The sequence below is a fragment of the Paraburkholderia sp. JHI2823 genome (genome assembly GCF_038900695.1).
GTDB classification, from domain to species: Bacteria; Pseudomonadota; Gammaproteobacteria; order Burkholderiales; family Burkholderiaceae; genus Paraburkholderia; species Paraburkholderia mimosarum.
In genome coordinates this window covers 1-13,160 of sequence record NZ_JAYMRY010000076.1, presented here as the reverse complement: position 1 = coordinate 13,160, position 13,160 = coordinate 1, and the positions used below count along the sequence as shown (strand labels likewise).

The window sequence follows — 13,160 nt, the reverse complement described above, 5'->3', positions numbered from 1 at the left end:
CTTGATGCACGGTTTACGGGCACCCTTACTTTGGCACACGCAGACCGACGCGTGCCAAGTCTCCCGCGCCCGGGTCGTCACTTCCACGACGGCCCGTTTCCGGGGGGAGGCGTCCATACCATCTGCAAAAGTCCTGGCGTTGAAGTCTGGTTGTCCTATCCTGGAAGAACGCGAACTAAAGGAGTTCCTCGATGACACAGCTCGGTCTTGGCCTGGATCTTTCAACGAAACGCACGCGCAAGCGGGAATTTCTCGATGAGATGAGGCGCGTTGTGCCATGGTCGAGGTTGATTGCGCTGATCGAACCGCACTATCCGAAAGGTAAGACTGGAAGGCCGCCGTTTCCGGTTGCGACGATGCTGCAGATTCACTTCATGCAGCAGTGGTTTGGGCTTTCGGACCCGGCGATGGAAGAGGTGCTTTATGACGTGCCGCTGTACCGTGAGTTCGCGGGGCTGGACGAAGGTATGACGCGTTTGCCGGACGAAAGCACGATTCTGCGGTTCCGCCACCTTCTCGAAACGCACGGCCTGGCCGCGCAGATGCTCACGGTGGTCAATGAGATCCTGAGTGAAAAAGGCTTGATGTTGAAGGCAGGCTCAGCGGTCGATGCGACCTTGATTAGCGCACCCACTTCGACAAAGAACGGCTCTGGCAAACGAGATCCGGAGATGCATCAGACGAAGAAAGGGAATCAATGGTACTTCGGGATGAAAGCGCACATCGGCGTGGACGCAGCGTCGGGTCTGGTCCACACCGTCATTGGTACGGCGGCCAACGTGCACGACATCAATGCGGCCGAAGCGTTGTTGCACGGCCAGGAAAGGGACGTGTACGCTGACGCCGGATATCAAGGTATTGAAAAGCGATCTCAGGCGAACCCGGTACGCTGGCATGTCGCGATGCGACCGGGCAAGCGTCGACAACTGGACCTGACCAATCGTCTGGACGCGATATACAACCAGATTGAGCGCCTGAAGGCTGGCGTGCGCGCCAAGGTTGAACATCCGTTTCGCGTGCTCAAGCAGCAGTTTGGTTATACGAAGACCCGCTACCGAGGATTGGTGAAGAACACCGCACAGATCACGACACTGTTTGCGCTGGGCAACCTCTGGATGGCGCGCAAGGCTTTAAGCAAAGCGTAAAACGCCCGGCGCATCAGGCCGTGGGTCTCGGCAAACGAAGGTCATCATGCTTCAAAAGCCGGACGACCAACCTGTTCGCAGACTCTGCGGCCGATACGCCCAACGTGAAAAAAGATCGGCGCTCTGAAAACATCTTGTGCAGACCTTCCCTAACAAGAGGCCTTCGATTTGCACCGACGCCGATCTCGGCCGCCGGAGTATTGAAACGATGGCTCGGATTCGGGGAGCGCGTAGGAAATGTCGGCCACCTTTCGTAAGCGTCGTCACGAAACAAATCTGTTCGTCACTCACGGAGCCAAATCACATTCGGTACCCGCCTTCATGAACGAGACGGTGTTCGACTTCTGCAAAGCGACGGGTATAGAACTGACGCGGTCGCGTGCAACAAGAAGAACGACCAGGCATGGGTCGAGCAGTAGAATGGCGCTATCGTTCGCCGCCTGGTCGGCTATGGAAGGCTGCAAAGGTCTGGCGGCCAAGGCAACCAAGCGCAAACTGCGAACTCGATTCCGCGCGCCCCACCCGCTGGATCTGTTGTCCCGGATGCGTGAAGCACGGCAGCACGTTGCGACCTGCAGTGAATGCGGCAGCCCACCGGCCGAGACAGAGACACCTGACCGAATTGCCCTGGCGGAATTCCTGTTCAGCCTCGGAACAGCGTGGCCGGACGGCGAGGTGATACCAACCCACCAGAGAAAGGACGGCGTGCCCCACACGTGGCGCAGCCGGCAAGATCCGTTCGAGCACACGTGGCCAACGATCCAGCAATGGCTCGAATCCGAGCCCGGCACTACAGCAAGGAAACTGCACGAGCGCCTCGTCGCGCTGGCACCCGCGATGTATTCCAGTGCCCAGCGCCGCCTGAAAGCATGGAGATCGAACCGTGCACGAGAGCTGGTGACCCGGATACTGGGCGACGCCGATGCGATGAAGGCTGGAGTAACATCTTCCCGTAAGGCAACACGCCGCCCGACATGATTGTCGCCGTCCGTTCAGTTGAGCCGTTCATTGAGCAAGTTGACCCCCCGCATCCGCAGTTTAAGTCAAAGCGGGGCAAATTCTCGCCTGGCTCACCAGGGCGCTGGAATACCGGGATGGCTTCGGACTTGCACCATAAACAAGTTCAGGAGTTCTACCGCACCCCACGTGTCCTGAGAGGATTTCGGCTTGCGATCTGGTCCGCTGACCACCGCCCCGAGTTCATCACAGCTTCAGCTCGCCAATCGCGTTGACGCATCGCGCAAGCCATGAAGATGACTCGAACCTCTTTCATGGATTTATTCGCAACTCTGATCACTCCGGTCTACACAGCACCAACGCTTCAACGAGTCTGCCAACCTCATCCAGACGTATTTTCGCTCCATGGTGCTGATGACGCATCAAATGCAAACATCGCCGCGTCTATAATAAACACCTTCAGGATACCAACGATCGCATGGAGCCCTACTTTATGAGTCAAGCCCGCGAGCGATATGCGGGATCCCGGGACAGCGGTCAACGCCAGGGTCGCCACGAAAAGAAGTCTCAGCCCAACCGGCAGAGGCAGCCGTATATGAAGCCGCCCGCACAGGACTCCGCACAGACCGCCTCCATTTTCAAGACGCGATCGTTTCAGTTTCTCGTCGAGACGGTAGGCGCAGAGAATATTGCCATCGCGCTTGAATCCAGCATGACGCGAGTGGCCGAACTGCTGAAGGGCGAAAGGTTCACACCCGAGACCGCCTTTCACATGGAAACCACGCTTGGGCTGCCACAAGGATTTTTTGACCAGCCCAATCCTGGACTCGCAGCCGAGACCATCGCCCGGCTGAAGTCACCACTCGATTTCATTCAACCCGACGACGAACCAGACGGAGAGTCCGAAGCACTCAAGCCGGCTTCTGTCCTGACCGTCGACCCGCAACCCTCTCTTGAAGACAGTCTGTCCGAGGAAGCGCAAATGCCAAGGAAAGCAACCGGTGGTACGCCCAGGGCCGTCAAGACCAGTCCAGGCGAAACGGCCGGGCAGGCCGAAGCTCGTACGCCGCGAACAGCTTCGCGTTCGAAATCCCGGACGTCTCCTGAAGCGGGCCGGCAGCAGTCGCTGGCACTCAACGATGGGGCCGACGTAGAAAACATCCGGCGCGCCAACCTCCACGTTCTCACGAGTCGCAACGGCTCGAAAGCAAGACTGGGCGTGGTCATGGAACTGAGTGGGTCCAACATGGCCCACCGGCTGCATGGCAAGAAGCGCATGGATGCTGTCGAAGCCAACCGGTTCACCGAACGGCTTGGCTTGCCCGCTGGCTGGCTGGACACCCCGCGCTCTGAAGCCGATATTCCGGCGTCGGTGTCGCGCATGCTTGCGCCTGCGGCTCGCAGACGCGTATCCGCCCAACAGCACGAATCGCTTGCGCCCGCAACAAACGACGACATGCCATTGAAGGCCGCAGGTACGAAGGCGCGTGCACGGCGCGCGCGGGCGAGCGATCCAGAAAGCTCAACAGTTTCGGCGGATGTCGCAGGAGAGAAAGAGGCGATCGTTACCAGCGCGCAAGATCATGTAAATGGTTTTCCCGACGACGTTAACGGTCACCGGCCTGAAGACAGTGGTGACGCGGCGCCGGCAGCTACCCGGGCAACCCCAGAGTCGTTCGCCGCGTCCGCAGTACCGCAGCGAAACCCGGCAGCGCTCCCATTCGCTTCCGTGACGAGTCTGGACAATCTTCACGGTATTGAGCCGATAGCGGAAGCCTTGATCAAGACGCTGGCAGGCAAGGCACGCATGGGTCGCCTGGACGAACTGAAAGCGCTGGAACTGCTGCAGCAGGCGATCCTGCTATGAGCCGGTATAGCGTGCCAGGCGCCCCGCTCCATGCCGCACAAAGCGCATCGAGGTGACCGGGTCCCGCTACGCAAAAAATTGCGCTGTGTCAGGTCGACTTGCCACCGACCTGCATCGCCGGGCTGACCGGAGAGATCAATCACCTGATGTTGCCGGGGACGACGGAGACTGGATTTTTCTCCCGGGCTTTCCTGGGCATACTGAGCAGCGTGTGCCAGGACTATCCGCGGCGCGGAGTTCGCCTGCCGTTTAATGGAGTCTGGACATGTGACGACGGCGGGCAGTTGCCAGAAGCGGATTCTCATCGGCTTCGGCGTCGCCCTTTGGCGCATCGCCATCCGCAATGACAACGTGGACGTCCTGCGCGAAGGCATCTTCGAAGTAGCTGCGCGCGCGTGCAACGCATTCATCTGCCGGCGCATCGCCCGCACTCGCGGCAGCCTGCGCGGTCGCTTTCGCGGCCAGGCCAAACGCGGCGACGATCTCCTCCCACGTCAGTCCGGTCGTCATCGCTTCCTGCACGAGCTTGCCCGCGACAGTACCAATCTTCGCTCTTGGTTCGTCCGTCATTTGCTTTTGCTCCCACAATCCTTGCGCCGCGCACCTGCGGCATCACGCGCCCTGTTTCCGCTGGTCAGGCGGATGATGCGTCACAGGCGGCTACGGCTACCAGGACGGCTATTCTAGCGCCTGCTCACCGCGCACCGGTCGCCACTCACCGATTCCGTTGCTCCGATGCCCGCCGAACTGCGCAATCGCTCCCGCGTAGCATTCCCGAAAGGACATCGCGGGCGATACGGCCCGCGACGCCATTTGACGGGCCGAAGCTCGTTTCAAGGTGAATCAGCCCGTCTTTCCCGCGTGTCTTCAAGGTCCTCGACCGATCCGGTTTGCGCCTCCCATCCTGAATGTCAGTTGGCCGACAGACTCCGGCTCCGTTTGCGCAATCAGCGCGAGGAAGGCACAGTTGTTTTCGTCCTGACCCGGGCAGCAATACCCCTCTGCCTGCTCCGACTTTCCAGCGGTTCCTGGGGAGTGCCCCCAATGCAGGAAGGCGGAGGCCGCCGTCAGGCGCTTGCCCGACTGGTGGGGCGAGGACAGTTAGTCGCGTTTATAGGCGGTTTCGCAAGAGGGCTGCAACCAGGCATCGAAAGGCGATCACACAGAAACCGCGACGAACCGCGAGACAGGGACAAATTTTGGCGGGTGCTCTTGCCCTGCGGTGAAGCATCCCAATATGCGAACCCGAAATCCATTCGCCCGCTGTCGACCATGTCAAACAAGAACTACCGTTCCCCGCGTCGTCCGTCTGCCAGTGCGCATGCAAAATCGCTCTTTCTTCCCATGCCCCGCAAGGAGTCCTCGGATCTTGCGCTGCGTGCACGAATCGCGCTCGAGCGTTTGCGCAATGGAGAAGTGGACCGCTCGCTGGTTAATCTCCTCTCGCAGATCATCATCATCACGAGCTTCATAACCCGGGCGGGACATGGGCAGCTCGATATCGCGGAGATCGAACGCGTTGAGCATGGTCTCGGAGAGGTGCTTAATCAGGCAGACCGCACCGGCGTCTGGAATGTGCCTGAATCGTTGACTGACGGTCTCACCGCCGTGGTAAATGAATACGACCGCGCACTTAGCGTGACCCGAATGGAGATCGTACTCAGGGCGAGTGATCACCTCGGAAAACTGGTGGGTAGGGTCGCGCGCGACACCCGCACCAACGACAGTCATCTCCAGGTTGCACGATAACGTCGTCAACGCGCCCCGTCGCGCATTCGCGCATCAGTCTGCTCGTGTGCATGAAAGGCCGCCGGTGAACAAGGTCGTGCGGACGTGAGAGCCGCTCGCACAAACATCATACGGATATTCCGGCATCTGATGGTAACCGGTCCCCATAGACGGAGACCAAACCGCCGGGCGTGCGTCACAAGGAAATGGAGTCGCGGGCGGTGCAGCCTGCGATTTTCGGCAAAAGCGCGCAAGCGCTCACAACAGAGCAACGACAGGTGTATCGCGCGCTACACTGAGTCCACAATCCTGCATGGCCCTGCGCACATTGCATACACTCCCGGCAACCACATCTCCGAAAGATAACAGCATGGAAATCCGCGTTGCGTACGAACATAGTCTCGCCACTGCGCCGGAGGAATTCATCGTTCAGGTGCCTTCGCAGCTCGTGACCGATATCCCCGCGAACGTGCCGCGCGCCCTGCTGCCTGAATTCATCGCGAACCTGATCGTCGAACGCTCACCGGCAATCGGAAAGATTCGCAATCTCAGGATTCTCTAACGGGCTTCGTTTCAGCGGCAACGCCTGGGTGTCGACAGGCGTCGTTGCCCAGGCCTCGGCAACACTCAGAAGAGGCTCTGTTGCCTGATATCGCGCGCTGGAGGCAATGACGGTTTCTGGCGTCGCGCGCCCGTGCGGCGGCGAATGACACGGCGTACATGGGCGATCAGCTCGAAGCCTCCGTTCGCAAAACTGAGCGTGAGCCGGAACTGCGTCAGCCCATCCGGTCCGATACCGGGCTGCACGCGCAGCGATGCACGCATGTCGAGCCGACGGGCACGGTCCACGAGCTGCGCGCGGCTCATGCCATTCCATGCGGCCGCGATCAGCCGACCAACCGCCGGAGGAATCGACTCGGGTGGACAGTCAACGGGCAACGCGAGAGATATGAGCGCGAAACGATAAGCCATTGGGTTGACGGCGCGCGGCGCTGTGTCCGCACTTCCTCACGCACAAACATGGCGCGCCGCTCTCATTAAGGAGACGCGCGAAGAGACCTGAGTGATCAGTCGTAGCGGGGCGCGAATGCGGCGTGGCCAGCATGTCACTCCACCAGCTACGACTGGATCGCCTGTTACCGGTTACGCTGCTGCGACTTCAGGCGTCGCAGCAGCCTCAACTGCGGCCGCTGCCTTTTTAGCTGCAACCTTGCGCGGCGCCGAAGCCTTTTTCGTGGGTGCTGGGGCCTTGCGCCCACGCACACCCTTTGCCGGCGCCGCTGCTGCCCGGCCAGCCTTTTTCGTAGCGACTGCCGTCTTCGCCGCCTTCCTGGCCACGACGCGCTTTGCGCCTGCCTTTTTCGCAGTGGCCTTTTTCGCAGCTACCTTTTTCGCAGTTGCCTTCTTGGCAGGCGCTGCCTTTGCGCCGGCAGTCTTCGCCGTTGCCCCAGCTTCAATCAGGAATTTCGAACGATCCTTGACGTCGCGAATCCAGAGCGGCGCGAGACCACGGCCCGACCATGCTGCACCCGTTTTCGGATCCGCGTATTTCGGCGCAACGTGATGCACGACCGCACCCGGCGCTTTTGCTGCTGCCTTTGCCAGCGTCGTCCCAGGTTTGCGGCCGCGTCGCTTTGCAACAAAGCCTTCGATATCGGCGACAGTCAGTCCGTGCTTTTGCATCAGGTCACGGATTTTCGTCAGGCCCACCGACGACCGCTTTTCGGCAATCGTTGCTGCCTGCTTCTGGAGTTTGGCAATTTTCGAATTGATTGCGTCCAGGGTAACCATGCCTATTCCTCGCTGTGGGGTTTACCGTTCATGCGATCGTGGAACTTCCCTGGCGGGCTTCCCAGGCACTTCGAAGTTCGGTCTGTCCGTCAGTATTGACGCGATCGTCGCGGTGGCGATTATGACTTTATCAGTACGCTCGTGCAAATTGAATGCGCTGTGCGCAACGTTTGGAAGGTCAACGGAGATTAGAAATGGACCTACGCCTGAGTTGTCAGCGCGAACTGCGACCGCTGCTTTTTTCGTTCGAATGCTCCCTTGCAGCAAAACACTCAATTCTTTATCGTCCAGACATGTATCCACGCATCGACGATCGCGTGAACGATGCTCTTCTTCGTTCCGCACCATGAACCGTTCGTGCTACAAAAGATGACGTAAGGTGCGCAAGCAAACCTGGCATCGCTTGCGGGTTGATTTATACTGCGTTCACACTGGTCGCCAGTCGCGACACCTGCCGTGTGCGTTCGCAGCAAAACGTTTAAAAAAGCCCCACGCACTTCGCTCCCGCAGCATGGGCAGCGTTGGGTCGCGTGGTATCCTGGCGGCATGCGATTTGCAATTACCTGCCCAACGACAGATTGTTGCGCGGAGAGTACACCGAATGGATGAAAGAAAGCGCGAAAGCATCGTGGCCTATCTACGGCGGCGCATGGCCGAATTTGAAATCAAACCGGAGGACATCGCCACGTCAATTGCGGCAGATCAGGAGCGGCTGCGGGCAATGCGTTTCCGGGACGCCTCTGGCAATTCATGGGACGGCAAAGGCGCCCCGCCACAATGGGTGGTTCAGGCGATCAGCGCCGGGCAGTCTCTTGAGCATTTTGCAATTGATTCGGCGTCGACCCAGGAACCCGGCAAACACACCGGCGCTGACTGGCGCAATGACCCGTTTGCCGGCACCAGACTGGCCAGAATCAAAACAGAGGGCGTTGGCGCCTGAGCGCCGAGCCAGACCTCGCCAGAATCCAGCGTCAGGAACCACCTTCCTTGCCCCAGGATTCGCGCTTCTGAAAGTTGTCGGCCGCGCGTGTGGATAGCGCGGCACGCGGCCTTTCCCCCAGTAACGGTATTTGCATTCCTCATTTGGCGGGATGAAATCTCGTGAACGTCCAGGCTGATCCACTTTGACGCACACAACGTAGTCGTGAATCATCGACAGGCACAATGACTCACGCGGTCATGACGAAGCCGCCCGTGCTGAGGCGCGTGAATTCGCACGTGTCTGTCGCAGGCAGGGCCATGGAAGATTACGCAAATCCGGATCGGCCTCTTCTTTTCCAGTCGATCCCGGCACAATATTCAGGATCGCTTTACATGTCAGGCACGGCGTGCATGGATGCCTTGCACGAGAGAAAAGCGGTAGCCGGGGTAGCCACCGGCGCGCCGTTTGAAGAGCCAGCAGCGATTGACCTCTTTGTTCGGAATGGGTCCCCGGCCAGAGCGCGACACACAACCACCCACGCTTCGGGCAGACAGGCGGCCTAGCCCCGAGAGGAACATCATCGAGCCCACTGCGCGAATGGGCTCCAGTAAGGCGGCGAGCTTACGTATCACCGAGGATGGCCCGAATCCTTGGATCGTATGGCACTTTCAGTACCGCCGCGACCATCGCCGAGCCAGCTTCGGGATTGGCGGGATTGAACAGATAGTTGTACGAATGAGGAAGAATGGCACTTGGAACCTTGAGGAGCAGCTCCTGCCCGCCAGCCAACCATTCGCTACCGGCGGCCTGCGTCCAGTCCGCATTCTCGCGCCAGTCATCCGGGATGACACTCGACGTGAGTTCCGCAATCGCGGCGCCCTCCGCAATTTCCACGCGAAGCAGTTGATAGTTATCAGGCAACGCCTGCGGCGACCCGAACTCGTGGTGCACCATGGTCTCAAGCAGCGCAAGTGCGGGATTTTCCGCCAGATAGACGACGGGTTGCCCCCGGTAATGCCACCGGCCAGACGCCCTCAACCCGCCGATGCCGCGAAGGTCCGCGTAATTACTGATCCTCCAGAATTCCATCAGGCGAAGTATCCCTCGTCGATCTGCACCAGTGCGTCCTCGACAAGCCGCGCCCCGTGTTCAGTTGCTGCCATTTCGAGCGGCGTTTTCCCCGCGAATCGCTCTTTGCTGCCGCGAAGCCAGTTCATGGCTTTTTCCGCATTTCCAAAGACCGTCTCTGCCTGTGCAACGATCCTTGCAAGGCGGATGGCCTTGTCCGACTCGTCAGTCGAGAGCCGTTCACCATTCTGGCGACGATGTGAGAGGGTTCGACGCGGAATGATAAAGAGCAGCTCTTCGGCCTTGAGGCCGTGCTCGCCCAGGCGGTCGAGCACCTCCACGCCGACGCGCTCGGTCGCGAGCGCAGCAAGGTCATTCCCGGATCGGATGTGCGCCTGGAGCAGGTTTCCCAGCAGCGAAAACTCGGTATGCCGCGGGTTGACCCGCCCAGTGGGACGATATCCAACGGTAGCCATGGACCCTCCAGCAAAATGCCCAATCAATACAGGCATTTTGCCACAGATCGAGCTTGCCTGTTGTGCTCTGCGCTGCACCGATCGCGCGCGACCGCCACTTACGGCAAATCCGCTCCCCGCAGCCCCGCACAGCCGACCGGCGCCTCCGGCGTGACTTTCCAGGATAGAGCGGCTACGATAGCTGTATATTTACACAGTACTTTATGGGGGCACCATGGCGCTGCCACTACTGGCCGTCGAGGCAATCCATCCCGATCTGTGGAGAGCGTCACAACTTGCTTCCGCGCATGGCCACACGGTGCCGAGCGGCCATGAAGCGCTCGATGCGGAACTGCCGGGACGCGGCGGTCCACGTGGACACCTAGCTTCTGACCTTCTGCGCCTCGCTGGAAGGGCGTCTTTTATTGACCGCTTACACTGCAGCCGGCAGCGTTCACCTGGTGGGGCGTAGGAGCAGAAAACATCCGCGTGCTCAAAGCGGCCACGACTGCGGACAGCCTGTGGGCAGCAGAACAGATCCTTCGTGCCGGAACCGCAGGCGCGCTGCTCTTCTGGCAGCGGCAGTTACGCCCGGAAGCGCTGCGTCGACTGCACCTCGCCGCGCAGCACGCAGACACATTGCTGTTCCTCTTTCGTCCAACCGCGGCGGCGAACTCGACATCCCCCGCTCCGTTGCGTATCTCGATCGACGCGGCACCCGACGGCGTGAACGTCTCATTCATCAAACGCCGCGGACCGCATCGCGACAAGCCCGTATTCGTTGCGCTCTCTCCGTCGCCTGTTCTCCTGAATCGTCATGCACCACTGGATCGGCGTTCATCTGCCACGCCTGCCCATCGAGAGTTTCTGCCCAACCTGGTACATGCCGGTGTCTGACAACGGTTTCGTTGTTCTGGAAAAAGGCCGCGTGCTCGATGCCGACGCAGCCGCGCGGGCGCAGGGGGTTGTCGATGGCATGCGCCGCGGCGGCGTGCTCACGCTCGCACCGAACGCGAACCTCAGGGAGCGTGAACTCACGCGTGAAGAACAGACGGTAAGAGGCGTCGCGTTCGCCCTGCTCCAGTTCACGCCGAACGTCGTGATCGCCGACGAGAACGTCGTTCTGGCCGATGTGACTGCCAGCCTGCGGCTTTTCGGTGGCCTGCGCGCGCTTCGCCGGCGCGTGCGCCGCACGGTTGCAGACTTCGGCGTGACGTGCACGGCGTCGATCGCACTGACCGCCGAGGCAACCTGGCTCATTGCGCGCGCCGGTGGTGGCGTCGCGCTCACACAGCGGTCCCTTTCGCGTGTACTAAAGCGCATCCCTCTGGGCGTGCTGCCGCCCGCGAGACGTTTCGCCGAATGGTTCGATGGTCTTGGATGCAAGACGATCGATGACGTGACGCGCCTGCCGCGCGCCGGACTGAAAAAGCGCTGCGGCACCGCGTTGCTCGATGCACTTGACCGCGCGAAAGGTGAAGCCCCAGAAGTCCACGAATGGCTCACGATGCCGCCCGCGTTCGATGCGCGCGTCGAGTTGCCGGACCGCATCGAGCACGTTGAAGCGGCGCTCTTCGCAGCGCGCCGGCTCACGCTTCAGATGACGGGCTGGCTTGCCGCCCGCCAGCTTGCCGTCGCGCGTTTCGTTGTCTCGCTCGAGCACGAGCGCGGCCATGATACGATTCCCCCAACGGGCGTGGAAGTCGCGCTGGGCGAGCCGACGTGGCACGAAGAACACCTCGTCCGGCTGCTGAAGGAGCGACTCTCGCGGATCGAACTCGCGGCGCCGGTCATTGCATTGAGGCTCGAAGCGAAAGATGTACGGGAAGCTGAGGCACCAGGTGACTCGCTGTTTCCGGAACCAGGCGGATCGCCTCAGGACCACGCGCGCCTCATGGAACTGCTCACCGCGAGACTTGGCTCTGAGAATGTAATGAGAGCGGCGCCAGTAGCCGATTTCCGCCCCGAAGTGGCTGCTCGATGGGTAGCGGTAGGTAGTGATTCCCCTCGCGCACGGACCTGCCGCGTGACCTACCACGCCCGACATGGCTCCTTGAGGTGCCCATCCAGCTTGTCATGCGTGGCCACCGTCCGTTCTACGGCACACCCCTACGGATGGTGACCCGGAGAGCGGATTGAGTGTGGCTGGCAGGACGGCCATATCGTGACGCGCGACTATCTCGTCGCCGAAGCCGAAAACAATCTGCACTACTGGGTATTTCGCGAGCGCGTCGGCAGTCGCCTGCTGAGCGCGAACGACGCTGGTTGGTTCTGTCGCGCCAAGGTGCCGGGTTAAAATTTGCGTTCGATCCTGAATGACGAACAGCATGGGCCAGACGAAGAAGACACCACGCGCGACGTTGCCTCCGGGCATCGGCAAAGTCCTCAAGCGACTGCACTATCCGTTGGACGTGATCCTGCTGTGCGTACGCTGGTATGTGGCTTACTCGTTGAGCCTGCGAAATCTCGAGGAGATGATGGCAGAGCGAGGCATCGAGGTCGACCATTCGAGCGTGCACCGCTGGGTTATCAAGCTCGTACCGCTGTTTGAGAAGGCGTTTCGCCGCCACAAGCGCCCGGCGGGCAAGAGCTGGAGGATGGACGAGACGTACGTCAAGGTCAAAGGCCAATGGAAGTATTTGTACCGCGCTGTCGACAAGCAGGGCAACACAGTCGATTCCTGCTGCGTGCCCATCGAGACAAGGCCGCTGCGCGCCGCTACTTTGAGAAGGCGACTGACCAGAACGGCGAGCCCGAGACGATTACCGTGGACAAGAGCGGTGCGAATCTGGCTGCGCTCGAGGCTCTCAACGCCGGGCGCGACACGCCGATCAAGATCCGCCAGAACAAGTATCTGAACAACATCATCGAGCAGGACCACCGAGCGATCAAACGCATCATCAAACCGATGATGGGATTCAAGGACTTTCGCTGTGCCCGCATCATTCTGTCTGGCATCGAAGTGATGCATATGATCCGCAAGGGACAAATGCAAGACGATCGCGTCGCCCGAACGGTTGCCGAGCAGTTCTACTTGCTGGCTATGTAAGCAATCCTATGTACATTCACTCATTCGATCTACCATCGCTATCGCGACACCCACCCATTAGCCGGCCGAAGTCAAGGTGCAAATCTATCCATCGCAGGATTTCAATGACGATGGTTATTTCAATCGCCATTGAAATCCTGCGAAATTCGTTTCGCTATCGTGTCACGGCTGCCTGCAG

Annotated in this window: 13 protein-coding genes and 2 pseudogenes; 10 read left to right on the top strand and 5 right to left on the bottom strand. The window is 60.2% G+C overall.

The window, feature by feature from the left end:
* The first annotated feature begins 191 nt into the window (after positions 1–191).
* From VSR34_RS36505 to VSR34_RS36495, 3 genes are all read left to right on the top strand, one after another.
* Entirely contained in the window at positions 192–1,145 is a 954-nt protein-coding gene (locus VSR34_RS36505) for an IS5 family transposase (RefSeq protein WP_342965002.1), read from the top strand.
* Between the two features lie 420 nt (positions 1,146–1,565).
* Positions 1,566–2,123 carry a hypothetical protein gene (locus tag VSR34_RS36500; RefSeq protein ID WP_342965001.1) on the top strand — a complete coding sequence of 186 codons (558 nt, stop codon included), beginning with the start codon at positions 1,566–1,568 and terminating at the stop codon, positions 2,121–2,123.
* A 472-nt stretch (positions 2,124–2,595) separates the two neighbouring features.
* Positions 2,596–3,969 carry a hypothetical protein gene (locus tag VSR34_RS36495; protein WP_342965000.1) on the top strand — a complete coding sequence of 458 codons (1,374 nt, stop codon included), beginning with the start codon at positions 2,596–2,598 and terminating at the stop codon, positions 3,967–3,969.
* 249 nt (positions 3,970–4,218) lie between these two features.
* On the opposite strand, the gene VSR34_RS36490 is transcribed toward VSR34_RS36495, so the two are convergent.
* The gene (locus VSR34_RS36490) at positions 4,219–4,557 is read right to left on the bottom strand and encodes a hypothetical protein (RefSeq protein ID WP_342964999.1); all 339 of its coding nucleotides are present in this window, start codon (positions 4,555–4,557) and stop codon (positions 4,219–4,221) included.
* Between the two features lie 456 nt (positions 4,558–5,013).
* Here VSR34_RS36490 and VSR34_RS36485 point away from each other — a divergent pair, with 456 nt between their 5' ends.
* Together VSR34_RS36485 and VSR34_RS36480 are read left to right on the top strand one after the other, a co-directional pair.
* Positions 5,014–5,718 (top strand): hypothetical protein, encoded by a 705-nt coding sequence (locus tag VSR34_RS36485; RefSeq protein WP_342964998.1) that lies wholly within the window; start codon positions 5,014–5,016, stop codon positions 5,716–5,718.
* Positions 5,719–6,067: 349 nt separating this feature from the next.
* Positions 6,068–6,259: a hypothetical protein gene (locus VSR34_RS36480; RefSeq protein ID WP_028215456.1), complete on the top strand. Its 192-nt coding sequence runs from the start codon at positions 6,068–6,070 to the stop codon at positions 6,257–6,259.
* A gap of 65 nt (positions 6,260–6,324) precedes the next feature.
* Here VSR34_RS36480 and VSR34_RS36475 read toward each other — a convergent pair whose 3' ends face one another.
* Together VSR34_RS36475 and VSR34_RS36470 are read right to left on the bottom strand one after the other, a co-directional pair.
* Positions 6,325–6,564: a hypothetical protein gene (locus tag VSR34_RS36475; protein ID WP_342964997.1), complete on the bottom strand. Its 240-nt coding sequence runs from the start codon at positions 6,562–6,564 to the stop codon at positions 6,325–6,327.
* A gap of 276 nt (positions 6,565–6,840) precedes the next feature.
* The gene (locus VSR34_RS36470; RefSeq protein ID WP_342964996.1) at positions 6,841–7,488 is read right to left on the bottom strand and encodes an H-NS histone family protein; all 648 of its coding nucleotides are present in this window, start codon (positions 7,486–7,488) and stop codon (positions 6,841–6,843) included.
* 511 nt (positions 7,489–7,999) lie between these two features.
* On the opposite strand from VSR34_RS36470, the gene VSR34_RS36465 reads away from it, so the two are divergent.
* The gene (locus VSR34_RS36465) at positions 8,000–8,428 is read left to right on the top strand and encodes an H-NS family nucleoid-associated regulatory protein (RefSeq protein ID WP_342965004.1); all 429 of its coding nucleotides are present in this window, start codon (positions 8,000–8,002) and stop codon (positions 8,426–8,428) included.
* A 603-nt stretch (positions 8,429–9,031) separates the two neighbouring features.
* Here VSR34_RS36465 and VSR34_RS36460 read toward each other — a convergent pair.
* On the bottom strand, positions 9,032–9,502 hold the full coding sequence (locus VSR34_RS36460; protein WP_342965003.1) for an RES family NAD+ phosphorylase: 471 nt from the start codon (positions 9,500–9,502) through the stop codon (positions 9,032–9,034).
* A complete protein-coding gene (locus tag VSR34_RS36455; protein WP_342964995.1) occupies positions 9,499–9,954 on the bottom strand; it encodes an antitoxin Xre/MbcA/ParS toxin-binding domain-containing protein in 456 nt (151 codons plus the stop codon). The genes VSR34_RS36460 and VSR34_RS36455 overlap by 4 nt, the downstream gene beginning before the upstream one ends.
* A 468-nt stretch (positions 9,955–10,422) precedes the next feature.
* Here VSR34_RS36455 and VSR34_RS36450 point away from each other — a divergent pair, with 468 nt between their 5' ends.
* The 4 genes and pseudogenes from VSR34_RS36450 to VSR34_RS36435 all read left to right on the top strand — a co-directional run bounded on the left by VSR34_RS36450 (position 10,423) and on the right by VSR34_RS36435 (position 12,982).
* Complete coding sequence (locus VSR34_RS36450; protein ID WP_342964994.1) at positions 10,423–10,830, top strand: hypothetical protein; 408 nt, start codon at positions 10,423–10,425, stop codon at positions 10,828–10,830.
* Positions 10,751–12,229: pseudogene (locus VSR34_RS36445) on the top strand (DNA polymerase Y family protein). Before VSR34_RS36450 ends, VSR34_RS36445 begins: the two are co-directional and overlap by 80 nt.
* 19 nt (positions 12,230–12,248) lie before the next feature.
* Positions 12,249–12,557, top strand: a pseudogene (locus VSR34_RS36440) (IS6 family transposase); the annotation flags it as partial.
* Positions 12,558–12,562: 5 nt separating this feature from the next.
* On the top strand, positions 12,563–12,982 hold the full coding sequence (locus VSR34_RS36435) for a DDE-type integrase/transposase/recombinase (protein ID WP_342964993.1): 420 nt from the start codon (positions 12,563–12,565) through the stop codon (positions 12,980–12,982).
* The last annotated feature ends 178 nt before the right edge of the window (positions 12,983–13,160 follow it).